We start from the raw sequence: 25,787 nt of genomic DNA, 5'->3' as shown, positions 1-25,787 counted from the left end.
CCAATATGGGGGTGGGCAAGACGGTCTACAAGGGTGAGGTTAAAACTGGCGTTTTCGCCTGGTTTTGTAGGAGCGAGCTTGCTCGCGATGGAGGTTAACGATAACGCGGGGTGCCTGAATGAAAACGGCGCCCTGACGTTCATCGCGAGCAAGCTCGCTCCTACAGGTCTTAGCGCCGAAATTAACTCAAATCGATGACATCTAGCTACAGGACAGCGAACGTGCCTTGTGCTTTTGCGACCAGTTTGTCGCCCTGCATCACATCGGCCTCGACCACCAATGTGCGGCGGCCCGGGTGGATCACCCGCGCCGTGCACATCACCTCGCCGTCTGAGACGGCGCGGATGTAGTTGATCTTGCACTCGATGGTCGCGCTCTGCTGGTCAAAGCCGTGGGTGCTGGAACAGGCCAGCCCCATGGCAATGTCCACCAGGCTGAACAAGGCCCCGCCGTGCAGCTTGCCACCGCGATTGCGCAGCTCGGGTTCCAGCGCCAGGGCGACTTGCGCCAGCCCGGTTTCCAGACTGTGCAAGCGGCAGCCCAGCAGCTTGAAAAACGCGCTTTCGGTCAGCCCGGCGGGAATGTCCATCAGCGTTTCTTCAACTGCTTGGCATTGGCGAACAGCGAAGCCATGGCGTTGTTGCTCGGTGCTGCCGCCGTGGTTTCCTTGCGCGGTGCGGTGTTCTGGGACTGGCGTGGCGCCGATCCCGGACGCGCGCCGCGAGCGCCGTCGATTTTCTCGCCCGGGGTGTCGCTCATGCGCATCGACAGGCCCACGCGTTTGCGCGGGATGTCGATTTCCATGACCTTCACTTTCACCACGTCACCGGCCTTCACCGCTTCCCGTGGATCCTTGATGAACTTCTCCGAAAGTGCGGAGATGTGCACCAAACCGTCCTGATGCACGCCGATATCGACGAACGCGCCAAAGTTGGTCACGTTGGTCACCACGCCTTCGAGGATCATGCCCAGTTGCAGGTCCTTGAGGTCTTCAACGCCTTCCTGGAACTCGGCGGTCTTGAACTCGGGGCGCGGGTCGCGCCCAGGCTTTTCAAGCTCCTGAAGGATGTCGGTCACGGTTGGCAGACCGAAGGTTTCATCGGTGTACTTCTTCGGATCGAGACGCTTGAGGAACGCGGCATCGCCAATCAGCGAGCGGATGTCACGGTCGGTTTCGGCGGCGATGCGCTGAACCAGCGGATAGGCTTCCGGGTGAACCGCCGACGAGTCCAGCGGGTTTTCACCGTTCATGACGCGCAGGAATCCGGCGGCCTGTTCGAAGGTTTTCTCGCCCAGGCGCGCGACTTTCTTCAAGGCTGCTCGGGTTTTGAACGCACCGTGCTCGTCGCGGTGGCTGACGATGTTCTGCGCCAGGGTAGCGTTGAGGCCGGAGATCCGTGCCAGCAGCGCCACGGAAGCCGTGTTCACGTCGACGCCGACGGCGTTCACGCAATCCTCGACCACTGCATCCAGGCCACGGGCCAGTTTCAGCTGCGACACGTCGTGCTGGTACTGGCCGACGCCGATGGATTTCGGATCGATCTTCACCAGCTCAGCCAGCGGGTCTTGCAGGCGTCGGGCAATCGACACGGCGCCACGGATCGACACGTCGAGGTCCGGGAATTCCTTGGAAGCCAGCTCCGATGCCGAGTAAACCGATGCACCGGCCTCGGAAACCATGACCTTGGTCATCTTCATGGCCGGGTATTTTTTGATCAGTTCAGCGGCCAGCTTGTCGGTCTCGCGGCTGGCGGTACCGTTGCCGATGGCGATCAGGTCCACCGAGTGCTTGGCGCACAGGGCGGCGAGCACGGCGAGGGTCTGGTCCCACTTGTTATGCGGCACGTGCGGGTAAACCGTGGCGTGATCCAGCAGCTTGCCGGTGGAGTCGACCACGGCGACCTTGCAACCGGTGCGCAGGCCCGGGTCGAGGCCCAGAGTGGCGCGCGGGCCGGCCGGGGCCGACAGCAGCAGGTCGTGCAGGTTGTGGGCGAACACGTTGATCGCTTCGGTTTCCGCGCCATCGCGCAGCTCGCCCAGCAAATCAGTCTCCAGATGGGTGTAGAGCTTGACCTTCCAGGTCCAGCGCACCACTTCGCCCAGCCATTTGTCGGCGGCGCGGTTCTGGTTCTGGATGCCGAATTGCTGGCCGATCATGCCTTCGCACGGGTGCATGGTGCCCGGCAGTTCGTCGCCGACTTTCAGTGCGGAGCTGAGGATGCCTTCGTTGCGACCACGGAAAATCGCCAGCGCGCGGTGCGACGGCATGCTTTTCAGCGGTTCGTCGTGTTCGAAGTAATCGCGGAACTTGGCGCCTTCCTCTTCCTTGCCGGCAATCACGCGGGCACTGAGGGTGGCTTCCTGCTTGAGGTAGTTGCGCAGCTTGTCCAGCAGGCCTGCGTCTTCGGCGAAGCGTTCCATCAGGATGTACTTGGCGCCTTCGAGGGCAGCCTTCACATCGGCCACGCCTTTTTCCGCGTCGATGAAGCGTGCGGCTTCGGTTTCCGGGCTCAGGGACGGGTCGTTGAACAGGCCGTCGGCCAGCTCGCCCAGGCCGGCTTCCAGGGCGATCTGGCCCTTGGTGCGGCGCTTCTGCTTGTACGGCAGGTACAAGTCTTCGAGACGGGTCTTGGTGTCGGCGAGCTTGATGTCGCGCTCAAGTTGCGGGGTCAGCTTGCCCTGCTCCTGGATGCTGGCGAGGATGCTGATACGCCGTTCGTCGAGTTCTCGCAGGTAGCGCAGGCGCTCTTCCAGATGACGCAATTGCGTATCGTCGAGGCTGCCGGTCACTTCTTTCCGGTAACGGGCGATGAAGGGAACGGTAGAGCCTTCATCGAGTAGCGCGACGGCCGCTTCGACCTGTTGTGGGCGTACACCGAGTTCCTCGGCGATGCGGCTGTTGATGCTGTCCATAAAACCACCTGACAAATTGTGAAAGCAGGCTCGCAGGCGCAGGGATAGGGCCTCGGCGAGTCTGGTTGAGCGGCCTGACCTGCGCCGCTACCTGGATCAAAAGGTATCCCGTTGACCCGTGAAATCGAACAATTACTGCCGACGCCATGAAAAAAAATGGTGTCCGTCTGTAGTACCTGTCTGATGTTGCCTGACACAAAAGGCCGCGCATTATAACCAGCGTTACGGCATTCGGGGGCATCGCGGGTTGCCGGTGCAATGGCCGGTTTTCTGGCACTAAAGGAAAAATCTGCTAACAATGCACACGGTGCGTATAACGGCAGCTACGCCATAATGCGCGCCGAGATCAAAGGAGCATCCAATGAGCAGCACTGCACAAACTGCTGAAGGCGAAAAAATTCTTATCGTTGACGACGATCCGGGGCTCAGCAGCCTGCTGGAGCGTTTTTTCGTCAGCAAGGGCTACCGCGCCCGCGCCGTACCGAACACCGAGCAAATGGATCGCCTGCTGGCGCGCGAAGTGTTCAACCTGGTCGTCCTCGACCTGATGTTGCCCGGCGAAGACGGCCTGACCGCCTGCCGCCGTCTGCGCAATGCGAACAACCAGATTCCGATCATCATGCTCACCGCCAAGGGCGACGAGCTGAGCCGCATCAAGGGCCTGGAGCTGGGCGCCGACGATTACCTGGCCAAGCCGTTCAACCCCGATGAGCTGATGGCTCGCGTCAAAGCGGTCCTGCGTCGCCAGTCGGCTCCGGTACCGGGCGCGCCAGGCAGCGAAGACGAAAGCGTGACCTTCGGTGACTACGAGTTGTCCCTGGCTACCCGCGAGCTCAAGCGCGGCGAAGAAGTGCACATGCTCACCACCGGTGAGTTCGCTGTACTCAAGGCCCTGGTGATGAACGCGCGTCAACCGTTGACCCGCGACAAACTGATGAACCTGGCCCGTGGCCGCGAGTGGGATGCCCTGGAGCGCTCCATCGATGTGCAGATTTCCCGTCTGCGCCGGATGATCGAGCCCGATCCGTCCAAACCGCGTTACATCCAGACTGTCTGGGGCGTGGGTTACGTGTTTGTACCGGATGGTACCGCCACCAAGTGATTGGCGATTTGTAGGAGCGGGTCACGCGGACAGCGGGTCAATCGATCCTGTCCGCAGACTCGCGATCCGCAATATGCGAGCATCGCTCGCTCCTGCAAGTGTTTAACGGTTATCCATGAAAACCCCCGTTTGGTTTCCCCAGAGCTTCTTCTCCCGCACCCTTTGGCTGGTGCTGATCGTCGTACTCTTCTCCAAAGCGCTGACCCTGGTTTATCTGCTGATGAACGAAGACGTTCTGGTGGACCGCCAGTACAGCCACGGTGTCGCCCTGACGCTGCGCGCCTATTGGGCTGCCGATGAAGAAAACCGCGGCAAGATCGCCGAGGCCGCGACCCTGATCCGGGTGGTGGGTGCCGGCGTGCCGGAAGGCGAACAGCACTGGCCTTACAGCGAGATTTACCAGCGGCAGATGCAGTCGGAGCTGGGTGCCGACACTGAAGTCCGGTTACGCATGCATTCGCCACCAGCGCTGTGGGTTCGGGCACCGAGCCTGGGCGATGGCTGGCTGAAGGTACCGCTTTATCCCCATCCGTTGCGCGGCCAGAAAATCTGGAACGTGCTGGGCTGGTTCCTCGCAATTGGCCTGCTGTCTACCGCTTCGGCCTGGATCTTCGTCAGCCAGCTCAATCAGCCTTTGAAGCGTCTGGTGTATGCCGCGCGGCAACTTGGCCAGGGCCGCAGCGTGCGCCTGCCAATCAGCGATACGCCGAGTGAGATGACCGAGGTTTACCGCGCCTTCAACCAGATGGCCGAAGACGTCGAACAGGCCGGTCGCGAGCGCGAGCTGATGCTGGCCGGGGTGTCCCACGACTTGCGTACGCCGTTGACACGCTTGCGCCTGTCCCTGGAACTGATGGGCGATCACACCGACCTGACTGACGACATGGTGCGTGACATCGAAGACATGGACGCGATTCTCGATCAGTTCCTGGCGTTCATTCGCGACGGGCGTGACGAGTCGGTGGAAGAGGTCGACCTGAGTGACCTGGTCCGTGAGGTCGCCGCGCCCTATAACCAGAATGAAGAGAGAGTGCGACTGCGCCTGGAGCCTATCCAGCCGTTCCCGTTGCGTCGTGTGTCGATGAAACGACTGCTGAACAACCTGATCGGTAATGCGTTGCATCATGCCGGTAGTGGTGTGGAGGTGGCGGCGTATGTATCCGGGGACACCAGCGCACCGTATGTGGTGCTGAGCGTCATGGACCGTGGTGCCGGGATCGATCCGTCGGAGCTGGAGGCGATCTTCAACCCGTTCACCCGCGGTGATCGTGCCCGGGGTGGCAAGGGCACCGGGTTGGGATTGGCAATCGTGAAGCGGATTGCTTCGATGCATGGCGGCAACGTTGAGCTGCGTAACCGCTCGGGCGGTGGGCTGGAAGCGCGGGTACGGTTGCCGTTGGGGTTGATGCTGCCGCGGGATGCCGTTTAAAACCTGATTTTTTCAGTGGGGCTTATGGCCCCATCGCGAGCAGGCTCGCTCCCACATTGATTGGTGTCGGACGCGAAATTTGCATCCGCCAACGATCCACTGTGGGAGCGGGCTTGCCCGCGAAGGCGGCCTCACTGCCGCCACAAGGCTCGAGGTTTAACCCTTCCCTTTGGTCCGCGTCATATTCGGCCCACCATTCTTCTCCAGATGCTCAATGATGATCCCCGCCACATTTTTCCCGGTGGTGGTCTCAATCCCCTCAAGACCCGGCGACGAGTTCACTTCCATCACCAGCGGCCCGTGATTGGAGCGCAGGATGTCGACGCCTGCCACCGCCAGCCCCATGACCTTCGCCGCACGCAACGCCGTCATGCGTTCTTCCGGCGTGATCTTGATCAGGCTCGCACTGCCGCCGCGATGCAGGTTGGAGCGAAACTCGCCGGGTTTGGCCTGGCGCTTCATCGCCGCAATCACCTTGTCACCGACGACGAAGCAGCGAATGTCCGCACCACCGGCTTCCTTGATGTACTCCTGAACCATGATGTTCTGCTTGAGGCCCATGAACGCCTCGATCACCGATTCTGCGGCCGTGGCGGTTTCGCACAGCACCACGCCGATGCCTTGGGTGCCTTCCAGCACCTTGATCACCAACGGCGCGCCGTTGACCATTTCGATCAGGTCGGGAATGTCATCGGGGGAGTGGGCAAACCCGGTCACCGGCAGACCGATCCCGCGACGGGACAACAATTGCAGCGAACGCAGCTTGTCCCGCGAACGGGCAATGGCCACCGATTCGTTGAGCGGGAATACCCCCATCATTTCGAACTGGCGCAGCACTGCACAGCCATAAAAGGTCACGGATGCGCCGATCCGTGGAATCACCGCATCGAAGCCTTCCAGCGGTTTGCCGCGGTAGTGGATCTGCGGCTTGTGGCTGGCGATGTTCATGTAGGCGCGCAAGGTGTCGACCACCACCATTTCATGGCCACGCTCGGTACCGGCTTCGACCAGACGACGGGTGGAATACAGACGCGGATTCCGCGACAGCACAGCGATCTTCATGCAACACCTGTGGAGGAGGTAGATACCGGGAACACCGGCTTGTCTTGTACATACTTGATGCCCGGATTGACCACCAACTGGCCGTGGATCAGGGCTTTGGAACCGAGCAACAGGCGATAACGCATGGACTTGCGGCAGGCGAGCGTGAACTCGACCCGCCAGACCCGATCACCAAGGGCCAGGGTGGTGCTGATCACGTATCGCACCTGCGCGTGACCGTTTGAGCTTTTAATGGTTTTCCTCGTCACCAGCGGTGCTTCGCAGCGCCGGTGACGCAACTGAACCACCGTGCCCAGGTGCGCCGTGAAGCGCACCCACTGCTCACCGTCCCGGTCAAATGTCTCGATGTCGGTGGCATGCAGGCTGGAGGTGCTGGCGCCGGTGTCGATTTTTGCCCGAAGGCCGGCGACTCCCAAATCAGGGAGCGCCACCCACTCGCGCAGACCGACAACGGTCAAATGGTCAAATGTCTTCAAAATTGCTCAACCGGTAGAAACCGCAGTGGCCGCAGGCGGCCAAATTCGCGGTATTCACGCAGAATAATGGTTAAAAGGCGACAGATATCTACAGCCCGGATTTCCAGTCTCACAAGGAGGTTATGGAATGTCAGCATTGTAGTCCGGGATGGAGTAATTCTTGGTACGACAGAAACGGTAGTACAGTTCACCAATATTTCAGAATGAGGAAATTCCATGGCACAAAAAAACGAAGAGGACGACAAAGTCCGCCTCGATAAATGGTTGTGGGCTGCACGATTCTACAAAACCCGCGCCTTGGCCAAGGCGGCGATTGAAAGCGGCAAGGTGCATTGCCGGGGCGAACGTTGCAAGCCGGGTAAAGAGCCACGAATCGGCGATGAGTTCGTGATTCGCACCGGATTCGAGGAGCGCACGGTGGTGGTCCTGGCACTGTCGATCGTTCGTCGCGGCGCCCCGGAGGCGCAATCCTTGTATGCCGAAACCCTGGCCAGCATCGCCAAGCGCGAAGAGGCCGCGGCACAAAGAAAAGCCGGAGCCCTGGGCGTAAGCACTGACGGTAAGCCGAGCAAGAAACAGCGGCGGGATTTGTTCAAGTTTCGTGGCAGCAGTAACGACGACTAATTCAGATATTTCTCGGGCGATTGCCGCGCACTCGCCCGGCCTCACCACGTCTTAAGGCCAAGACTTGCAATTGACCCTTTGCGCATCCATATCTGTGCTTCGCCAGCAGTGCATCGCATGGACGATATCGCCGCTCGTCGAAAATCACACACAGTCTCTGACCTGTAGGCCATAACCACATTGCCAGCAGTGCGGGGCGGGAAACGACCCAAAACCCATCAGCGCTTGTTCCACCTTGCTTGGATCAGGCCCGGATTGTTCATAAAATGCCTTTCATGGCTGAACGTTGCGCACCCGAGGGGTGGCGCAGGGTAAATTTCTTGTTTCCTGTAACCTTTTTCACTAATTCAGATACCCAGACCTATGACCGATCACGCGGATAACGACTTCACACAACGCTTCATCTTCGATGACAGCGACACCCGTGGCGAACTGGTCTCGTTGGAGCTCAGCTACGCCGAAGTCCTGGCCAAACACGCCTACCCGCAGCCGGTCGCGCAACTGCTCGGCGAGCTGATGGCGGCCGCATCGTTGCTGGTTGGCACGTTGAAGTTCGATGGCTTGCTGATTCTGCAGGCACGCTCCGAAGGCCCGATCCCGCTGCTGATGATCGAGTGCTCCAGCGAGCGCGAGATCCGTGGCCTGGCCCGTTACGAGGCGGACCGGATTGCCCCCGACGCTACCCTGGCTGACTTGATGCCGGATGGCTCGCTGACGTTGACCGTCGACCCGAAACGGGGCCAACGCTACCAGGGCGTCGTCGATCTGGATGGCGAAACGTTGTCCGACTGCTTCACCAACTACTTCGTCATGTCCCAGCAGATTGGCACCCGCATCAAGCTCTGCGCCGATGGTCGTCGCGCCCGTGGCCTGTTGCTGCAACAACTGCCGGCCGACCGTTTGAAAGACGAAGACGAGCGTGCCGCCAGCTGGCAGCACATCACCACCCTGGGCGGTACGCTGACCGCCGATGAGCTGTTGAGCCTGGACAACGAAACCGTGCTGCATCGCCTGTACCACGACGAGCAGGTGCGCCTGTTCGATGTGCAGAAGCTGCGCTTCCGTTGCAGCTGCTCGCGCGAACGTTCGGCCAATGCGCTGGTCAGTCTGGGTATGGAAGACGCGCAGCAATTGGTGGTCGAACACGGTGGCAACATCGAAATCGATTGCCAGTTCTGCAACCAGCGCTACCTGTTTGACGCGGCCGATGTCACTCAATTGTTCGCCGGCGCGGGTATCGAGACGCCGTCAGATACTCGTCACTAAAACGGTTCAGCGCAGGTAAATTCACTGGCTGCCGCCGGATTAATGCCGTTACGACAGGAGGGGCCTACTCTTTTTGGGCTTTTCTGGCATAATCCGGCCCACTTTTTTCGCGGTAGTAGTGCACGACTTTCTACTACAAAAACGTTTGGAGCACTCGGCCACTGGCCGACGGGGAACCTCATGACGCAAGCCAACAATGCCGTGTACACCGATCTGAGTGTTGATGATCTGGTTAAAGAAGCCCTCAACCGCGGTGAAGGCGAGCTTGCCGATACCGGCGCACTGGTTGTTCGTACCGGTCACCGTACCGGCCGTTCGCCAGTCGATCGTTTCATCGTTGAAGAGCCAAGCACCCAGGCCGCCATCGCCTGGGGCCCGATCAACCGCAAGTTCCCGGCCGACAAGTTCGACGCCTTGTGGGCTCGCGTTGAGGCATTCAACAACGCGCAAGAGCATTTCGTTTCCCACGTGCATGTAGGTGCGGCTTCCGAGCACTACCTGGCCGTGAAGATGACCACCCAGACTGCCTGGCAGAACCTGTTCGGCCGTTGCCTGTTCATCAACCCGGCTCAGTACAACCCGGCGGGTCGTGACGAGTGGCAAGTGCTCAACGTTGCCAACTTCGAGTGCGTGCCAGAGCGTGACGGCACCAACTCCGACGGCTGCGTGATCCTCAACTTCGCACAGAAGAAAGTGCTGATCGCCGGCATGCGTTACGCCGGTGAAATGAAGAAAGCGATGTTCTCGGTGCAGAACTTCCTGCTGCCGGCTGCCGACGTACTGCCAATGCACTGCGCCGCCAACATCGGCGAAGAAGGCGACGTGACCCTGTTCTTCGGTCTGTCCGGCACTGGTAAAACCACCCTGTCGGCCGACGAAAGCCGTTACCTGATCGGTGACGACGAGCACGGTTGGGGTGAAGGCGTTGTGTTCAACATCGAAGGCGGTTGCTATGCCAAGTGCATTGACCTGTCCGAGAAGAACGAGCCGGTTATCTGGAAAGCCATCAAGCACGGCGCGGTATTGGAAAACGTCGTTATCGACGACGCCAAGCACGCCGACTACGCCGATGTCAGTCTGACCCAGAACAGCCGCGCCGCCTACCCGCTGGAGCACGTTGCCAAGCGCTCCGAGAAGAACCTCGGTGGCGAGCCGAACGCTGTGATCTTCCTGACCTGCGACCTGACCGGCGTGCTGCCGCCAGTGTCGATCCTCAACGAAGAACAAGCGGCTTACCACTTCCTGTCCGGTTACACCGCTCTGGTCGGTTCGACCGAAATGGGTTCGGGCAGCGGCATCAAGTCGACCTTCTCCACCTGCTTCGGCGCACCGTTCTTCCCGCGTCCGGCCGGCGAATACGCAGAGTTGCTGATCAAGCGCATCCGCGGCTTCGGTTCCAAGGTCTACCTGGTCAACACCGGCTGGACCGGTGGTGGCTACGGCGTCGGCAAACGCTTCAACATCCCGACCACTCGTGCCGTGATCGCAGCGATCCAGAGCGGCGCGCTGATCGGTACCGAAACCGAGCACCTGGACACCATCAACCTCGACGTGCCAGTGGCCGTACCGGGCGTTGAGACTGGCCTGCTGAACCCACGCAACACCTGGGCCGATAAAGCCGCCTACGACGAAGCCGCCAAAGCACTGGCCGGCCTGTTCATCGAGAACTTCAAGAAGTTCGAAGTGAGCGACGCGATCAAGGCTGCGGGTCCAAAGCTGTAAGTGCTGGATTGAGCTAACGAAGAAGCCGCCCCTCGGTTATTCCCCCCTCTTGGGAATACATAGTTAGGCCCTTTTCAGCCAGTTACTGCATCAATACCCCTCTATGAGGGGTATTTTTTTATCCGTAGATGTGAAAGCCATACCATGATTTAGCATGGCATGTAGGCGAGGCCCAGTCTTATGCATGACCACGTTGTGCTCCTCGGCAGAGTTTGCAGGTTCCGGCGAGTTGACCGTGTGTACGGATAGATGCTGACAGCTTCAGGGGCTCACACCGAATTCTCCAGCCGCACTGGGTTGCGACTATCACGGCAAGCACTTTGGTGCTCCGTACCTTGACGCTCAGTGCATTGATGGTTTTCTCTGGGACGAAGACAGCTGCGATGAACCGGGTGGCGCTTTGCATAACGGCGGCGATATTCCATGCCCGAAATGCAATGCAGCCGAATACGCCGCCGAATATGGGGATACAAAAAATGAGTGACGAACAGACCTACCCCGCGCAGAGGCGCTGGAGCACAGGCGTGTTGCATTTGAAGAGGGGATCAAGCGGATCGCCGTTGAGCGGTTCGGCTATAGGGGAAGAACGTAATGCGTTATCGGAGCAACAAAGCAGGGACAAGCCGGAGAAGCCGCCTTTTTGCCTTTGTAGCGCAGTGCATAGCTTTGGCTTTCTGCGCGGGCTTACCGACTGGTGCTCCTTGAGCGCCTCCAGGAAAGTCTTCCACGGAGGCGACTCGAGCGGGCCTTGGAATAGTCCCATTGGACGATGAGTGATGCTTGCGCGCGCTCGACAATGGCGACTTCTCAATTAATCCGGAATTTGCCAATCATGCCAACAAATATCCATGAGCGCAGGTCTAGGAAAAAGATCTATATTCTTCTGTCAGCTTCGATGCTGGTGCTGGCCTGTATTGGTATAAAGTTCCTGGTTGCGGATAAGCTGCCCCTCTCGCTGACCGCCTTCCGGGAGATCCTCGGGGGGGCTAGCGATATTGGCCACCTGGCCAACGGATCGGCAAACCGCGAATTTCAAGTGGCAGACGGAATCAGGGTGCCAACGCTGGTTGGAAGCCACCCGCTGATTCCGCACCCCCTGCCGAGACTGCCTATGTCAGACCATCCATTTCTTATGGATGAAACCGCGAGCGGCGGGGTTCATGGGGATACGTATAATTCCAGTACCACGCCATATGCGGGGCCTCTCGGGATCGCGCCAATAGCGACATATGTGCCGACACGCCCCGGCAACGAGATTTCGATGTGCACGCCCATGCTCATGACGCCCGGTGAAAAACTGGCGTCCTTGTGCGTCGGCTTGGGCAATCCGAGCCAGCTGGTGCTTTTTGATCCCAAGAACAATTTCAAGGTCGCGGCGCAGGTCGCCACGACCAGCAAGAAAATGAATTTCCTGGAGCCGGGAATGGGATGGTACACCGGCCTCGACGCTCTGGGTCGGGCCATCGTGGCGAACCCGGAACAAAAAGTTCAGATATATTCTATTGTTGGAAGCAATGACCAATACAAATGGTCTCTTGAAAAAGAGTATGACCTAAGCAGCGCCTTGCCTGATGGCCAACCAATTTCAGATGTTCATCCTGACTGGAAAAATAATCTCTGGTTTAGCACGATGTATGGCTATGTCGGCTACATCAACCAAATGACCGGCAAGATAGAACGTATGAAACTTCCGGGGGGTGAGGTTTCAGGTACGGCACTGGCGTTGAACGCGGATGCGACGTTCGTACTCACTACCATGGCACTTTATCGCTTTGAAATAGATGATGATGGAAAGATTATCACTCGCTGGCGATATGAATATGGACAGTCCAACTCAAGTGGTGATTTGACCGCTCCGACGCTGTTCGATGAAGGTAAGTTGATCTCATTCGGTTTGAACGATGACTCGCATCGCTTTGCGAGGGTGCTGGTACTTAAAACCGACGGCGCAGCAATGGCAAGCAGCTCCAGGGTCGTATGTGAGCATCCCGTGTTTAAAGAAGATAGAGGATATCTTGATAATACATTTGTAGGTTACGGAAAGTCACTTGTAATTCAAAATAATTATGGGTCGAAGTTCTTTGAACCGGCAGCATCCGAACCCGGGCTTGCGAGAGTCGATGTCAGGCCTGGATACAGTGGATGCAACACGATCTGGGAGAATTACTCGGTTTCGTCAAAGGTTCCACCCAAACTTTCGACTGCCGATGGTTATGTTTATCAATACACTATGAAATCGGGCGCTGGAGACAAGCAGGACGCATTTTATCTCAGTGCCCTCGATTTCCAGACTGGCAAACTAGCTTCAGAAATATTTATTGGAAGTGGAAAGAGGCTGGACAGCCCGATGCTGTCAATCAATTTCCTGCCTGGCGGTGTGATGGTTGCCGGCGTGCGGAACGGGTTGGTCACGTTGAGAGATCGCCCCGAGGCAACGGCCGGTGCCAGATAGGTTCAAATTGTGCCCAGACCTGTCGGTGACCATGGTGCGCGAGTTCGGCGTGAAGGCTTCCTGCTGGTTCTGAACACAACGGATGGCCCCGGCCCGGACGGCCCGGGGCATCGAAATCCTCAGGGTCACTTAGCCTCCAAGGCGAAGGACTTTGGAACGTACCGTCCGCATTTCAACGGGCTCAATGCGGACAAGTGAGGAGCAAGCAGTTGAAATCTATCGGACGAATGATCAGTCTGTCCGGGATGGCTTTGGCTATCGGCGTGCCTGCGAGTATGACGGCTTGACGACGTAGGCTTCGGCGCTGGGCGTGATGGCAGCCACCAATGAAGCGGTCGAACACGCCGAGGTGGTGATACTGGTGTCGATCTTCGGTGCCATCACGCTGCAAAGGGGTCGTGACAATCGGGGACAGACCACGGTTATCTATTTCGATCTTGTCTGACTAATCGTGGACTGTCCCTGGTTATCCCCGCTGCGCGAACTACAGAGTGGCCAGGGCGGTAACGCCCACTACAGGCCGAATATACGAATGCAACCGCACTGACGACAGGGTTGGAAGAGCTTTACTCACTACTTGTGAGGAGAGTCCATATACGCATTGTTTGTTAGGTGCTATTTGAACCCAACCAGATTTATGTAGGATATGCCCTTCATACCCATTTGGGACTCTGTGTGGGCTGACTCAATGTAAGCGTTTCTAACTCCGCACTGGCATAATTTGTTGATATGGTTTTTGATTGCACCTTCAGTGCTGTGGTCGAAACTAAATGCACTGCTGCCCTCTACAATGCATATTTCTTTGGCCATGCCATTTTCTATGGCCTGATTCTTTGTTTGATATACCGTGACCTCGCAGCTTGGCTCTACGCGGACAACGTCGACCCCGATCGACAAGCCATTCTCGCATCGCCGACTTCCTTCGAGGAGCTTGTCGCCCTTGCGAAGGGAGATATTTGCCAGATCCGCTTGCGCGTACAGCCTGGGCACGAACCGGGACTGACACATTGCCTTCAACCCGCCTTCGCGTTTGAGCTACCCACAGTCGGTGATCGGCTACCCGTGCGATTCGCAAGGTGCTTGACGACTGACCGTCGCAATGAAAAAGCGCCGACATTGCCGCCGGCGCTCGAAAGTAACGATGTATTCTGATGTAGCGATACATCGCTAACTCAGATGGGCCAGACCCTTGACCAGGTTGGCTTCTGAGCTATCCGCCCCTGAACTATGTACCGTTACGGTATAAGTCTTGAGAGGGCGGCTTTTTTGTGCGCAAAATTCGGTTTTTCGCGGGCAAGTCAGAATGCGTCGGGCCGTTACAGGCCTTCGAGCTCATCCGTGTCCCAGCGTTGGGCCTTGATGGCCCGGTAGAGCATGTCGAGGGTCAATGGCACCTTCTCGCCGCGACCCTTGGCTTTTCGCTTTAGATTCACGTCAAAGCCGTCGGGCTGGAAATAGCGATAGCTGTCGAAATCCACGAAATCGATGGCGAAGTGGTCTTCCAGGGTTTCGATCAAATGCCGGGCGTCTGCACCGTTGCAGTCCAAGTCGAAATTGATCGAGGTGCCGAGGTTGATGGTTTTGCGTTCGGGGAAGCCGAGTTCTTCATGCAGCAGTTGCATGAGTTGCTGCATCAAGTGGTCGTCGGGGAGGTTGGGGGCGAGGTTCATTGCGTAGGCTCCGCTAATCGAAATGCAGGCGCCATATTATCCTGCTCACGTTTCGATATCCCCAAAGCCCCCGCTAGTGTTGGCCATTGGCTGACAACCTCTTTGAAGCTGTCGATGATGTTTTCTGCATCCACACGACCGACCCGAAAATACTCTGCCACTTCCCGGGCCAACTCCAGATCCAGTGCGTTATCGGTATCTGTGATGTTGAGCTTCAAGCCGTCTGCGTGCGCCACCGGGTTCATGTCATAGGCGGCAGACAATCGCCATCCCCGACCCGGATCAAGGATAAAGCCGTGGTTACGCAGGTGATCGTCGCTGTTGGAGACCAGGATGTTGAACACAATCCGAGACCACAACTCCCGTAAGTCTGCTTTGGTTTCCGAGCCGTGTTCCATGAGCACTTCAGCCAACTCAAGGTAGCTCGCGCCGACGGAGGCATCGTCACCGTCAACGCGATCAGTCATGGTCATGCCTGAGGCAAAGTGCAGACGGCCACCGCGTTCAGTGCGATCGAAGCGCTTGACCATGAAGCAGTGATGATCACTGGCATAGCGTCGGGCGATACCGGTCGCGACTCGCAGGCCACAATGATTGGCCAAGGCATTCACCACCAGTTCCCAAGCGCCAATGTCATAGTCATCGCGGGTGCTGGGGAACTTGGCAATCCACAAGTGACCGTGCTCGTCTGCAACGCTGGCCTTGGGGCGGGCGCCACCCAGTGAGCCTCCAGGTGCGATCAGCATTCTCAGCCACTCGCGGCCATCGAGTGAGGTGTTGTCCGGATCGTTTTCCAGAGCTCGGCTTGCTTGTTCCAACGCCCGCAGCTCAATGAACGGTGGAGCGGCCACGCCATCACGATCATCGAGAAAGTTGCCTTGGTCATCGAGCTTGTAGCGGATTGCACCGACCCGATAGAGATCATGTACGCCTAACAGGAAATCTGACTCGTGGAGCTTGCTGCCTTTGGCAGCCAAGCCGTCGCGGATATCGCGCTCCAGCCGTCGCTTCATCAGTAATTGACCCCACCGATCCGGGCTTGAATCAGCGAACACGCCAAACCGGCTTTGATGTTGCCCCGGAAACTGACGACCCTCATAGAGTCCGATTCGAGGGTCCAGGGGTGTGAAGTTCAACTCGGGATCTGCCAGCGCAGCCTTGTCGTACTCAAACTCGAAGACTTCTGTGGAGCGGGCGTTTCGGGCATGCAGGAAACCGAGACGTCTGGGCCCATTCAAGGATTCCCAATCGGCATACACCGCAATCTGCGTCATTTCTCACCCGTCGCGGGCTTGGTTTTTTTCTTGGCCAACAGATTGGAAAGTGAGTGGGTGTTGAAGGGGTAGTCAGCGGATAGATCTGCTGTGGTGGCACTTTCAATCACTCCAGTGCTTTTTTCAGGTATTGGAGCATTTTTTCTCACTGCACTCGTTCTGCGTGCTCGCTGGCTTGAGCCTGCAGTGGAGGTGGTCCTGGATTTCAGTTGTGCGTCCTGCAGTTGACGGCCCACCTCATCGGTTGTCGCGAGTTTGTTCAAGTCTTTTTCCAGACCCAGAACTTGCATGACAGACAGGTAGGCTCCGATGGTCACCCCTGAGCCACCTGATTCCAGGGAGCGCAAGGTTGTCAGGGACATGCCCGCCCTCTCAGCAACTTGTTTAGCGGTGAGTTTGCGGCGTAGGCGAGCGAGTTTCAGTCGCTCGCCGAACTCGGAAAGTAGTTTGGAAGCGGCAGGCAAGAGCGGAGCTGTCTTCTTGGCCATGTGCCAATATTCCTTCATTAAGGCGCTATAACTGCCAGAATAATAGCACTTAAAGAAAAAGGTGAGCTGCGATTGGGACATTGAAAAAAACACCCTTCTCGTGACGCTGATTTCCTTAAGGAAGGCATGTTAACTGGCATTATTCCAGCTGTTTTATATTGAAACAGCCAGAATAATTCCACTTTATCGCTCTGATGATTGGCGTCAGGCTGGGGCTTTCCAGTTCAACATGCGTTGCTGGGCAACTTTGAGCAGGTCGCAGCCGTCCTGTGTCAGCAGGTAGAGGGCGTGGGTGATGTGCGGGATGTCTTCGAGGTCGCCGTGTTTGAAGCATTGGCAGTGCAGGGTTTGCAGCAGGTCGCTGGAGGCCCGGATGCGCTGGAGGGCGGCTTCGAGGATGTCTTGTGGGTTGGCCTCTGTGTCGATGATCAGGGCCGGGGTGTCGGTGAGGTTGGTGTGGAGTGGGCGGTAGCGATTTGGAAACGGGTTCAGAGTTGACATGGCATGTACTCGGTTTGTTGTTAATTAACCGCCAGCACCGTGACCAAACGATGGGAGGCGGACTGTGCGCAGGCTTGGTCAACCGAGAACAACAACTCGGCTCGCCCGAAGGCGTCCCGCACACAGTCGCCATGACAATGCACTGCGAGGACATAGATGTCCGCGGCGCGAATGATGGCACAACTATGTGCGTTGTTCTCAGGTGACCAAACCTGATCACTGATTTGGCAGCGACAGTCCGGACTATATGTTCGAGCCACTGGCTGGCGATAGCCGACAAGTTGTCTTGTTTTGTAGGACCTTGCCGAAGCTTCCATAGGTCGTTGCTGACGGAGTTATCCACAGCGAAATTTCTAGCATTTGCATGTCCTCAGAAGGACCGCGTGGCTCGCTCACAGTTGACCGTGGATACCTGTGGTAGCGGGCTTGGTCCTGGCGGCGTTCCGACGATGGGCTGCGCAGCAGCCCCCAGCGCCATGGCGTATATTCGGTAAATCCAAATTGCCTGCGCAGCCGACCATGAAGCAAACACCCGACGACCTCGAACAGATCACCACCACGACCCTGGGCCACTACAACTCGGTGGCTGAGGATTTCCGTGAGGGGACGCGAGATCACGATGTCAGTCAGAACATCGATGCCCTGTTGCGGCACATTCAGGGCGAAGCGCCTTTCGACATTCTCGACTTCGGCTGCGGCCCCGGTCGGGATCTGCAAACCTTCACCCGCATGGGCCACAAGGCGGTCGGCCTCGACGGTTCGGAAAAATTCGCGCAGATGGCCCATGAAGACAGCGGCTGCGAGGTGTGGCAGCAGGACTTCTTGAAGCTTGATCTGCCAGCCGAACGCTTCGACGGGATCTTTGCCAATGCAGTGTTGTTTCATGTTCCGCGTCAGGAATTACCACGGGTGTTGAAGCAGTTGTGGGGAACGCTGAAACCGGGTGGGGTGTTGTTCAGTTCCAATCCCCGTGGCGAGAATCAGGAAGGCTGGAATGGATCGCGTTTTGGGTCGTATCACGATCTGGCGGCTTGGCAGCAATTGTTGATCGAGGCGGGGTTTGCCGAGCTGGAGCATTACTACCGGCCGGCAGGGCTGCCGCGGGAGCAGCAGCCTTGGTTGGCGAGTGTCTGGCGTAAGCCCGCATGATCGAGTTTTTCAGCGCGGCGTAGAAACCTCATGACTCAGGGTCGAGCCGTCCATCATCAGCGCGGTAATGCTTTGGCCGGCCAGACGTAAACCGTTCACTTCGCGCATCTGTGCAGCAAAATTGGCCAGCAGCCGCGTGCCGTCGGCGAACGTGGTTTGCTGTATCAGACGATCAGCGCTGAGCCAGCGAAAGTCCGTCATCGCCTGCGTGGCCAGACGTTCGTGCAACGGCCGGAAGAATGCATCCTGACGGGCCATCAGCGGCAACCGCTCACTCAGGGTAGCGGCACTCAAATGGTAGAGCGGCGGCACGTTATAGAGCAGTTGGGTCAGTTCATTCGGCACCCGCACGTTGCTCAGTTTCAGGCTGTCGAACAACCAGTGATGGGTGCTGATGACAGAGCCGTGGAACACCGTTTGATACATCGGCAATCGAGTCACCGGATCAAAGTGAATGCGCCGATAGGGTTCTTTCAAGGGCACTTGTTTGAAGAACACGGCCGGCTGCTCGGGTGGATACCACTTGCCCAGAAAAAAGTCGGAGTCGGTATTTTTGCTCAGATCGACATCGCCCCAACCAATCACTGGCGTTTGCATGCCGTGGGTGAAGAACACGCCTTGGGCGGTGGTTGCGTTGCCATCCTCGGAGCCGCTGGGCAGTTGCAGGCTTTCGTTGATCCAGCGCGAAGCGTCAATTTTGTCCTGTGCATTCTGCGCCTGCGTCAGCGTCGCACCCGGGCGATAGCTGTCGTAAAGCATGCCAGTGGCATAAGCATCGAGAAACCAGCTGTTAAACCCGGCCCGCGCCTGGACGGCCCTGACCCGGGCCTCGAGCAACGAGCGCATGCATCCCGGATCGGTGTAGTGACCCGATTGCTGGAAGCCACTTTTCAATGTGCGGTCCTTGAGCACGATGGCGCATTCGGCATGGGCCTTGTCGCCCAGATGCGCCGTGGTCCAGTCCGGGTTTTCATTGGACGCCAACGCCGTTTCATAAGAGTCGTAAGGCGCCAGCAAATACCCCGCCGCCACACCGGCGCGCACCGTTTCCGGATGCCACAAGCCGCCTTCCCAGCCCTCGCCAAGACCCAGCCACAGTCGCGACAGACCGGCCTTGCGCAATTGCTCGAAGGTGTTCAGCGACAAGGTGCTGCCCCAGCGCTCGGGTGTGGCGCTCAAGGCATCCGCGAAGTCACGCGCCAGACGCGTGCGCAGCTCACCATAAGCGTTGGCAAGCAGCTGCATATCCGGCACGGCTCGCGCCTGCCAGTTCTTGCGCGTCAGCGTGTTAAGCGCGGCGTTGAGACTGCGCAGCAAAACAGTTTGCCGGTAGTGATCCAATGGGGTATCGCCGCTGTCGAGTATCTGTGTGGTTTCGTGATCCAGCCCGCCTCGCAGTTCCCGCGCCAGCGGTGTCTGACTGCGTAACTGCGCGAGCAGAGCCGGCCAGTTGCGCACATCCTTGGGCCCCAGCAGATCGTTGCCCCACAGATAGACATGACTGGCGCCCAGCAGCTTTGCAGCTTGCGGGGTTTTCTCGAGTTTGCCGCTCAAGGGCTCGTAGCGCCCGTTGTCGATCAGCCATTGGCGGTAGCGCTTTGCCCCTGCCAGCGGGTCGGCATCGCCGAGAAACAAGGTGAACGTCAGCGGTGCCGAGGGCTCCAGCGACGTGAATTCATGCCTCGCCGTCAGCGCCAAAGCCCTGCCGTCGGCGCTGAAGGTCAGGCGATTGTTGTAGGGATTGGTCATCAGCCAATGCAGGCTGAATCCGCCATGGTCAACGCCCCAGAGCGGCAGGCTCAAATCCTGGGTGGTATTGACTGCGCCCTGCTCCAGCAAAAACGTTTGCCACTGCCGATCGCCGGCCGGCACGTAATGCCCCTCGGCCATCGGCCAGCTCAGGCCTTGACCCATAGCGCTACCGGGTTGGTCGAGAAACGTCAGGTCGGCGGCTGCATGCGCCTTGATCGACAGGGAAAGATCCGCGCCCTGTAATTCGGCGCTGAGGGCATACGTGCCCTCATCCCATTGCCACTCCAGACGCTCGGCCGCCTGTTGCAGCGCACTGACCCGCCGCGCCGCAACGCCGGTGGAGGCCTGAACGGTTTCATGGCCAGCCGGTGTCGCGCTTATCGCCAGGGTCGCAGGGTCGATATCGATACGCCATAGCGGGTTTTCCAGCACGGCACTTGTCGCGGATGTCGACCAGGCCAGCAACAAGCCAAACAGCAGCGCCCCGCGAATGAGGTCAAGCATGAGTTGTCCCCTCCGTTCCTGATTGAAGGAGGGACAGACTAAGGCACTCGACCCAGGCTGTAAGTCAGACCGTTCCGAAACAATCGTGAGCAGGCTCTCCCCCCACAGTTAATCGCGGTCAACTGTGGGAGAGAGCCTGCTCGCGATGAGCGCGAAGCGCTCGCTTTTTAAACAGCCTCTTTCTTCGGCTCGCGAATCTTGTACCAGGCCACATACAGCGCCGGCAAAAACAGCAGCGTCAGCAAGGTGGCGATGACGATCCCGCCGATCATCGCGTAGGCCATCGGCCCCCAGAACACTTCCCGGGCAATCGGGATCATCCCCATGCTCGCCGCCGCAGCGGTCAGCAGGATCGGCCGACGTCGGTGTTCGGTGGCTTGCACCACCGCATCCCACGGCGCGTAGCCCTTCTGCTCGTACTCTTCGATCTGGGTCACCAGGATCACCGAGTTACGGATGATGATACCGATCAGCGCCAGAATCCCGAGGATCGCCACGAAGCCCATCGGCGTACCCGTCGGCACCAGCGCGATCACCACGCCGATCAACCCCAGCGGCGCAACGCTGGCCACCAGGAACAGCTTCTGCACGCTGTGCAGTTGGATCATCAGGAAGGTCGCCATCATGAACAGCATCAGCGGCACAACCTTGGCAATCGGGCCCTGGGCCTTGCCGCTTTCCTCCACCGTACCACCGGTGGCGACCTTGTAGCCCGCCGGCAGTTTGGCAGCGAAAGCGTCTATGGACGGCTTGAGGATTTTCACCAGGTCCGTCGGCTGGATCTCGTCACGAATCGCCGCCTTGATGGTGATGGTCGGCAGGCGATCGCGACGCCACACCAGCGGTTGTTCCAGTTCGTAGCGCACCGTGGCGAACGCCAGCAGCGGAATCGACGTGCCGCTAGGCGTGACGATTTGCAGGTTCTGCAGGGTTTCCGGCGTACCGCGTTCGGAATCCACCGCGCGCCCGACCACGTTGATCAGGTAAATGTCGTCATCGACCTGGGTCACCGTCTGGCCGCTGACGATGCCGTTCATCAGGTTGGCCACATCCTCGGAAGACAGCCCCAACTGCCGCGCCTTGTCCTGGGCGATGTCGATGCGCAGGACTTTGCCCGGCTCGTTCCAGTCGTAGATGATCTCGCCAATGTGCGGGTTCTTGTCCAGCTCCGTGGCCAGGTCGATGGCGTGTCGACGCACCTGGTCGATGTCTTTGCCGCTGACCCGGTACTGGATCGGACGCCCTACCGGCGGGCCCATTTCCAGTGCCTGGACATAACTGCCGATGCCGACGAAGTCGTTGCGCAAGCGCTCGCGAAGCTTCTGCATCATGGCTTCACGGGTATGGCCTTTGCTGACGATCACCAACTGCGCGTAGAACGGGTTTTGCAGTTGTTGGTCCAGTGGCAGGTAGAAACGGATCGCACCCTGACCGACGTAGGTGCTCCAGCGCACGATGTCCGGATCGTCCTTGAGCGTGGCTTCGAGGCGATCGACGGCCCGGCGGGTTTCGTCGAGCGAGGCGTTTTGCGGCAGGTTCAGGTCGACCAGGATTTCCGGGCGGTCCGAGGACGGGAAGAACTGGTTCTGCACAAAACGCATGCTGAACACCGCCAGTACAAAGCACAGCACGGTGATGCCAATGGCCCACCAGCGATTGCGCATGCACCACAACAGCCCGCCGTTGAACGCCTTGCCGATACGCCCGGGTTCGCCTTCGTGGGGTTTCACCTTGGTGCTGAGAATGTGCACGCCGATCACCGGCGCAAACAGAACCGCCACCACCCACGACACCAGCATCGCGCAGGCGATCACCGCAAACAGGGTGTAGGTGTACTCACCGGCGGAGCTGGCGTTCAAGCCGATCGGCACGAAGCCTGCCACCGTCACCAGCGTACCGGTGAGCATCGGGAACGCCGTGGAAGTGTAGGCGAACGTCGCCGCCTGCTCCTTGGTCTCGCCCATTTCCAGGCGCGTGACCATCATTTCCACAGTGATCATCGCATCGTCCACCAGCAGGCCGAGGGCGATGATCAGAGCACCGAGGGAAATCCGCTGCATGGTGATGCCGCTGTATTCCATGAACACGAACACCATCGCCAGCACCAACGGGATCGAGCACGCCACCACCAGCCCGGCGCGCACGCCAAGGCTGACGAAACTGACCAGCAGCACGATCACCACCGCCTCGAACAAGGCACTGGTAAAGCCGCCGACGGCCTCTTCCACCACCACGGCCTGGTCGGACACGTTGTAAATGCCGACACCCACCGGCAGGTCGGCGGTCAACTGGTCGATACGGGCGTGCAAGGCCTTGCCGAATGCCTGAACGTTGCCACCCTTTTGCATGGCAATCGCCAGGCCGATGGCCTGTTTGCCGTTGTAGCGGAATTCCGGCGAGGCCGGATCGACGTAGCCGCGACTGATTTCGGCAATGTCGGCCAGACGATAGTAGCGGTCGTTGAGCTTGAGGTTGACCTCGGCCAGGTCTTTCTCCGAAGCGAACTTCCCTGAAGTGCGCACCGAAATCCGCTCCGGCCCGGCCTCGATGACACCTGCCGGGGTCACGGCGTTCTGAGATTGCAGGCTCTGCACCACTTGACGCTCATCGATGCCCAGCGCTGCGAGTTTGCGCGTGGAGAAGTTCAGGTACAGCACTTCGTCCTGCTGGCCGACCATTTCGATCTTGCCCAGCCCCGGCACGCCGCGAATTTCCATGCGCGCCTGTTCCACGTAGTCGCGCAACTGACGCAGGGTCAGGCCGTCGGCGGTGAAGGCGTAGATCGAGCCGAAGACGTCACCGAACTCGTCGTTGAACGACGGCCCCTGTATGCCCTGCGGGAACTGGTATTTGATGTCGTTGATCTTCTTGCGCACCTGGTACCAGATTTCCGGGATGTCCTTGGCACTGGTGGTGTCGCGCAGGTACACATACACCGTGGATTCACCGGGGCGCGTGTAACTTTTCACATAATCGAGGGAGTCGAGTTCTTCGAGCTTTTTCTCGATCCGGTCGGTGATCTGCTTGAGGGTTTCCTCCTGGGTCGCCCCCGGCCATTTACTCTGGATCACCATGGTCTTGATGGTGAACGAAGGGTCTTCTTCGCGCCCCAGGTTGAAGTACGAGAACACACCCATCAACAATGCGACGAACATCAGATACCAGATGAACGACTGATGCTTGAGGGCCCATTCCGAGAGGTTGAAAGGCCCTTTCATTGACTGTCCTCGTCGATTTTCACTTGTTGCCCCGGTTTGAGGCTGTTGACACCGGCACTGACCACCCGCTCGCCGTTCTTCACGCCGCCAGCCAGCACCACGGTGCTGTCGGTACGGCTGATCACCTGGATGTCACGGGGAGAGACGGTTTTACTCTGTGCATCAATCACCCAGATGCGTGGCTTGCCATCGACCTCCTGCAACGCGGTGACAGGCAACTCGATGCGCGGCTTGATCGCAGAACTCAGGGTGACGCTGATGGCCGTTCCCAAGCGAAAGCCGGGCGGCGTTTCGGCCAGGGTCAGGCGGGCGCGACGGGTGCGTGTGGCGCTTTGAGCCTTGGGTTCGATTTCGCGGATGATGGCGGTGGAGTTGATGCTTGGATCAAGTTGCGCAGCGACCAGGAACACCACATCGCTGGGCAGTTGATCGACCAGCGTATCGGGTAGGTCGATCACCGCTTCCTTGATGTCCGGTTGCGCCAGGGTCACCACTTGCTGACCGGCCGACACCACTTGCCCGGCCTCGGCACTCCACTGGGTGACCACGGCTTTATGGTCGGCGCGCAGCTCGGTGTAGCCCAGTTGGTCCTTGCTCTGGTTGACGGCCGCCCGGGCCTGATCGAGTGAGGCCTGGGTGGTTTTCAGGTCCGTGTTGGCCTCGTCGAGTTGCGCTTGTGCACCGACCCCGCGGTCAAACAAGGCTTGCTGACGCTGGGCCGTGGCCTTGGCGTTGATCAGTTGCGCCTGGATTTTCGACAGATCGCCCTGGGCCGAGCGCAATTGGTTCTGCTGGTCGGAAGGATCGAGGGTGGCAAGCAGCGTACCCTTCTCCACCTCGGTGCCGACATCGACGTTACGGCTGGCGATTCGCCCGCCCACACGGAAGCCGGTATCGGTTTCATAACGCGCCTGGATGCTGCCGGCGAAGCGGCCCAGGTCCTCTTCGATCAAGGTCTGGACCTTGATCGACAGCACCGGCCGCACCGGCGCCGGCGGCGGTTCGCTTTCAGAACAGGCGCTCAGCACCAGCCCGATGGACAACGCCCATAAAGGCTTCATGGCTTGGCTCCCCACGTCAGATCCTTGTAAGTGTTTTCGGCAATCTCGACTTCCATGTCCGGGTGCAAGAGTTGTCCGCCTGCGATGATGACTTTGTCCCCGTCCTTCAACCCGTCGCTGATGATGACCTTGCCGGTCAGGTAGCGGCTGACCGTGACCGAATGCAATTGAGCCTTGCCCTTGTCGTCGACAATCCAGACAGCGGGGACACTGATGTTTTTGGTCAACGCCGACCACGGCAACTCGATGACCGACTTGCCCGATCCCCTGGCCGTGGCACTCACCACCGAGCCCAGTTGCATACCGTCGGGCAGTTTGTCGAGGCCGACCTTGACCTGCACGGTTCCGGATTGCGCCGACACCGCGGGGGTGACTTCGCGCACGGTGCCGGTGGTTTTGATCGCCGGGTTGTCGAGCAGACTGAGGACGATGGTTTGATCTTTCGGCTTCTCGGCCAGCAGTGATTCATAGACGTTGAACACCGCATCCCGGTCGCCGTCACGGGCCAGGCTGAAGACCGGCATGGTCGCTTGCACCACCTGGCCGACTTCGGCCTGGCGCTCGGTAATGATCCCCGGCGCATCGGCGATCAGCGCCGTATAGCTCAACTGATCCTTGGCGTTGGCCAACTGCGCCTGGGCAGCGCTCAAGGCACTCTGACTACTGTGCAAGGCGGCTTGGGCCGAATCGTATTCGCTCTGGCTGGTGTAGCCCTTGGGCAGCAATTTTTGCTGACGCACGAACGCCGCCGCACTCTGCGTCACCCGCGCCTGCTCGGCGACGACTTGCGCCTGGGCCGAATCGACATTGGTCTGCAAATCCTTCGGGTCGAGCCGGGCCAGCACTTGCTTGGCTGTCACTCGATCACCGACGTCAACCGAACGCTGGATGATTTTGCCACCCACACGAAAAGACAGTTCGGTCTGTATCCGCGCCTGGATATCTCCGGTGAGGGTAACCGAGGCCGCGTAATCCGCCGGCTTGACGACTTGCACGAACACCCGCGGCAGGTATTCCTGCACGGGTTTTTTCTCGTCGCAAGCCGTCAGCAGGGTGACGACACTCAAGGCCATTACTGCTTTCAATCCGGGAACCACCATGCAAACTCCTTGGCCTTTTTCATA

The 25,787-nt window shown here is 58.9% G+C and carries 20 protein-coding genes; 8 read left to right on the top strand and 12 right to left on the bottom strand.

The features are described from left to right. Positions 1-205: 205 nt before the first annotated feature. Entirely contained in the window at positions 206-589 is a 384-nt protein-coding gene (locus WHX55_RS01015) for a PaaI family thioesterase (protein ID WP_353741850.1), read from the bottom strand. Beyond that, on the bottom strand, positions 589-2,913 hold the full coding sequence (locus WHX55_RS01010) for a Tex family protein (RefSeq protein ID WP_150755933.1): 2,325 nt from the start codon (positions 2,911-2,913) through the stop codon (positions 589-591). Before WHX55_RS01010 ends, WHX55_RS01015 begins: the two co-directional genes overlap by 1 nt. 361 nt (positions 2,914-3,274) lie before the next feature. On the opposite strand from WHX55_RS01010, the gene ompR reads away from it, so the two are divergent. Then, positions 3,275-4,015, top strand: coding sequence for a two-component system response regulator OmpR (gene ompR, locus WHX55_RS01005; protein ID WP_007972873.1), 741 nt, complete (start codon positions 3,275-3,277; stop codon positions 4,013-4,015). Positions 4,016-4,130: 115 nt separating this feature from the next. Beyond that, positions 4,131-5,444 (top strand): ATP-binding protein, encoded by a 1,314-nt coding sequence (locus WHX55_RS01000; protein WP_150726446.1) that lies wholly within the window; start codon positions 4,131-4,133, stop codon positions 5,442-5,444. Positions 5,445-5,600: 156 nt separating this feature from the next. Here the strand turns inward: WHX55_RS01000 and rimK are convergent, their stop codons facing one another. Then, positions 5,601-6,506: a 30S ribosomal protein S6--L-glutamate ligase gene (gene rimK / locus WHX55_RS00995; protein ID WP_007972871.1), complete on the bottom strand. Its 906-nt coding sequence runs from the start codon at positions 6,504-6,506 to the stop codon at positions 5,601-5,603. Then, positions 6,503-6,922: an ATP-dependent zinc protease gene (locus WHX55_RS00990; RefSeq protein ID WP_353743017.1), complete on the bottom strand. Its 420-nt coding sequence runs from the start codon at positions 6,920-6,922 to the stop codon at positions 6,503-6,505. Before WHX55_RS00990 ends, rimK begins: the two co-directional genes overlap by 4 nt. A gap of 276 nt (positions 6,923-7,198) precedes the next feature. Here WHX55_RS00990 and WHX55_RS00985 point away from each other — a divergent pair, with 276 nt between their 5' ends. From WHX55_RS00985 to WHX55_RS00965, 5 genes are all read left to right on the top strand, one after another. Beyond that, on the top strand, positions 7,199-7,606 hold the full coding sequence (locus tag WHX55_RS00985) for a S4 domain-containing protein (RefSeq protein ID WP_150726444.1): 408 nt from the start codon (positions 7,199-7,201) through the stop codon (positions 7,604-7,606). Between the two features lie 363 nt (positions 7,607-7,969). Then, complete coding sequence (gene hslO / locus WHX55_RS00980; protein WP_150726443.1) at positions 7,970-8,872, top strand: Hsp33 family molecular chaperone HslO; 903 nt, start codon at positions 7,970-7,972, stop codon at positions 8,870-8,872. 180 nt (positions 8,873-9,052) lie between these two features. Then, positions 9,053-10,594, top strand: coding sequence for a phosphoenolpyruvate carboxykinase (locus WHX55_RS00975; RefSeq protein ID WP_056726915.1), 1,542 nt, complete (start codon positions 9,053-9,055; stop codon positions 10,592-10,594). 832 nt (positions 10,595-11,426) lie between these two features. After that, a complete protein-coding gene (locus tag WHX55_RS00970) occupies positions 11,427-13,046 on the top strand; it encodes a hypothetical protein (RefSeq protein ID WP_353741849.1) in 1,620 nt (539 codons plus the stop codon). Positions 13,047-13,359: 313 nt separating this feature from the next. Then, positions 13,360-13,491, top strand: coding sequence for a hypothetical protein (locus tag WHX55_RS00965; RefSeq protein WP_353741848.1), 132 nt, complete (start codon positions 13,360-13,362; stop codon positions 13,489-13,491). Between the two features lie 871 nt (positions 13,492-14,362). On the opposite strand, the gene WHX55_RS00960 is transcribed toward WHX55_RS00965, so the two are convergent. The 4 genes from WHX55_RS00960 to WHX55_RS00945 all read right to left on the bottom strand — a co-directional run bounded on the left by WHX55_RS00960 (position 14,363) and on the right by WHX55_RS00945 (position 16,979). Next, the gene (locus WHX55_RS00960) at positions 14,363-14,716 is read right to left on the bottom strand and encodes a DUF1493 family protein (protein WP_353741847.1); all 354 of its coding nucleotides are present in this window, start codon (positions 14,714-14,716) and stop codon (positions 14,363-14,365) included. Next, the gene (locus tag WHX55_RS00955) at positions 14,713-15,990 is read right to left on the bottom strand and encodes a HipA domain-containing protein (RefSeq protein WP_353741846.1); all 1,278 of its coding nucleotides are present in this window, start codon (positions 15,988-15,990) and stop codon (positions 14,713-14,715) included. Before WHX55_RS00955 ends, WHX55_RS00960 begins: the two co-directional genes overlap by 4 nt. Further along, complete coding sequence (locus WHX55_RS00950; RefSeq protein ID WP_353743016.1) at positions 15,987-16,478, bottom strand: helix-turn-helix transcriptional regulator; 492 nt, start codon at positions 16,476-16,478, stop codon at positions 15,987-15,989. The genes WHX55_RS00955 and WHX55_RS00950 overlap by 4 nt, the downstream gene beginning before the upstream one ends. 204 nt (positions 16,479-16,682) lie before the next feature. Beyond that, positions 16,683-16,979 (bottom strand): hypothetical protein, encoded by a 297-nt coding sequence (locus WHX55_RS00945; protein ID WP_353741845.1) that lies wholly within the window; start codon positions 16,977-16,979, stop codon positions 16,683-16,685. 519 nt (positions 16,980-17,498) lie between these two features. Here WHX55_RS00945 and WHX55_RS00940 point away from each other — a divergent pair. Further along, on the top strand, positions 17,499-18,128 hold the full coding sequence (locus WHX55_RS00940; protein ID WP_353741844.1) for a class I SAM-dependent methyltransferase: 630 nt from the start codon (positions 17,499-17,501) through the stop codon (positions 18,126-18,128). 9 nt (positions 18,129-18,137) lie between these two features. Here WHX55_RS00940 and WHX55_RS00935 read toward each other — a convergent pair whose 3' ends face one another. The 4 genes from WHX55_RS00935 to WHX55_RS00920 all read right to left on the bottom strand — a co-directional run bounded on the left by WHX55_RS00935 (position 18,138) and on the right by WHX55_RS00920 (position 25,763). Further along, positions 18,138-20,384 (bottom strand): glycoside hydrolase, encoded by a 2,247-nt coding sequence (locus tag WHX55_RS00935; protein ID WP_353741843.1) that lies wholly within the window; start codon positions 20,382-20,384, stop codon positions 18,138-18,140. A 167-nt stretch (positions 20,385-20,551) separates the two neighbouring features. Beyond that, positions 20,552-23,602 (bottom strand): efflux RND transporter permease subunit, encoded by a 3,051-nt coding sequence (locus WHX55_RS00930; protein ID WP_353741842.1) that lies wholly within the window; start codon positions 23,600-23,602, stop codon positions 20,552-20,554. Beyond that, the gene (locus WHX55_RS00925; protein ID WP_353741841.1) at positions 23,599-24,663 is read right to left on the bottom strand and encodes an efflux RND transporter periplasmic adaptor subunit; all 1,065 of its coding nucleotides are present in this window, start codon (positions 24,661-24,663) and stop codon (positions 23,599-23,601) included. Before WHX55_RS00925 ends, WHX55_RS00930 begins: the two co-directional genes overlap by 4 nt. Beyond that, positions 24,660-25,763 (bottom strand): efflux RND transporter periplasmic adaptor subunit, encoded by a 1,104-nt coding sequence (locus WHX55_RS00920; protein WP_353741840.1) that lies wholly within the window; start codon positions 25,761-25,763, stop codon positions 24,660-24,662. The genes WHX55_RS00925 and WHX55_RS00920 overlap by 4 nt, the downstream gene beginning before the upstream one ends. Positions 25,764-25,787: the final 24 nt, after the last annotated feature.

Origin of the sequence: Pseudomonas fluorescens (genome assembly GCF_040448305.1) — a bacterium.
In the GTDB taxonomy this organism is placed as follows: domain Bacteria; phylum Pseudomonadota; class Gammaproteobacteria; order Pseudomonadales; family Pseudomonadaceae; genus Aquipseudomonas; species Aquipseudomonas fluorescens_BH.
This window is presented reverse-complemented; position numbering and strand designations above follow the sequence as displayed.

Bases quoted from the DNA above. Each gene is read 5' to 3' on its own strand.
- WHX55_RS01015 (WP_353741850.1), bottom strand. From the start codon at position 589: ATGGACATTCCCGCCGGGCTGACCGAAAGCGCGTTTTTCAAGCTGCTG.
- WHX55_RS00950 (WP_353743016.1), bottom strand. From the start codon at position 16,478: ATGGCCAAGAAGACAGCTCCGCTCTTGCCTGCCGCTTCCAAACTACTT.
- WHX55_RS00935 (WP_353741843.1), bottom strand. From the start codon at position 20,384: ATGCTTGACCTCATTCGCGGGGCGCTGCTGTTTGGCTTGTTGCTGGCC.
- WHX55_RS00960 (WP_353741847.1), bottom strand. From the start codon at position 14,716: ATGAACCTCGCCCCCAACCTCCCCGACGACCACTTGATGCAGCAACTC.
- hslO (WP_150726443.1), top strand. From the start codon at position 7,970: ATGACCGATCACGCGGATAACGACTTCACACAACGCTTCATCTTCGAT.
- WHX55_RS00970 (WP_353741849.1), top strand. From the start codon at position 11,427: ATGCCAACAAATATCCATGAGCGCAGGTCTAGGAAAAAGATCTATATT.
- WHX55_RS00945 (WP_353741845.1), bottom strand. From the start codon at position 16,979: ATGTCAACTCTGAACCCGTTTCCAAATCGCTACCGCCCACTCCACACC.
- WHX55_RS00975 (WP_056726915.1), top strand. From the start codon at position 9,053: ATGACGCAAGCCAACAATGCCGTGTACACCGATCTGAGTGTTGATGAT.
- ompR (WP_007972873.1), top strand. From the start codon at position 3,275: ATGAGCAGCACTGCACAAACTGCTGAAGGCGAAAAAATTCTTATCGTT.
- WHX55_RS00985 (WP_150726444.1), top strand. From the start codon at position 7,199: ATGGCACAAAAAAACGAAGAGGACGACAAAGTCCGCCTCGATAAATGG.
- WHX55_RS00920 (WP_353741840.1), bottom strand. From the start codon at position 25,763: ATGGTGGTTCCCGGATTGAAAGCAGTAATGGCCTTGAGTGTCGTCACC.
- rimK (WP_007972871.1), bottom strand. From the start codon at position 6,506: ATGAAGATCGCTGTGCTGTCGCGGAATCCGCGTCTGTATTCCACCCGT.
- WHX55_RS00965 (WP_353741848.1), top strand. From the start codon at position 13,360: ATGGCAGCCACCAATGAAGCGGTCGAACACGCCGAGGTGGTGATACTG.
- WHX55_RS00925 (WP_353741841.1), bottom strand. From the start codon at position 24,663: ATGAAGCCTTTATGGGCGTTGTCCATCGGGCTGGTGCTGAGCGCCTGT.
- WHX55_RS01010 (WP_150755933.1), bottom strand. From the start codon at position 2,913: ATGGACAGCATCAACAGCCGCATCGCCGAGGAACTCGGTGTACGCCCA.
- WHX55_RS00955 (WP_353741846.1), bottom strand. From the start codon at position 15,990: ATGACGCAGATTGCGGTGTATGCCGATTGGGAATCCTTGAATGGGCCC.
- WHX55_RS01000 (WP_150726446.1), top strand. From the start codon at position 4,131: ATGAAAACCCCCGTTTGGTTTCCCCAGAGCTTCTTCTCCCGCACCCTT.
- WHX55_RS00940 (WP_353741844.1), top strand. From the start codon at position 17,499: ATGAAGCAAACACCCGACGACCTCGAACAGATCACCACCACGACCCTG.
- WHX55_RS00930 (WP_353741842.1), bottom strand. From the start codon at position 23,602: ATGAAAGGGCCTTTCAACCTCTCGGAATGGGCCCTCAAGCATCAGTCG.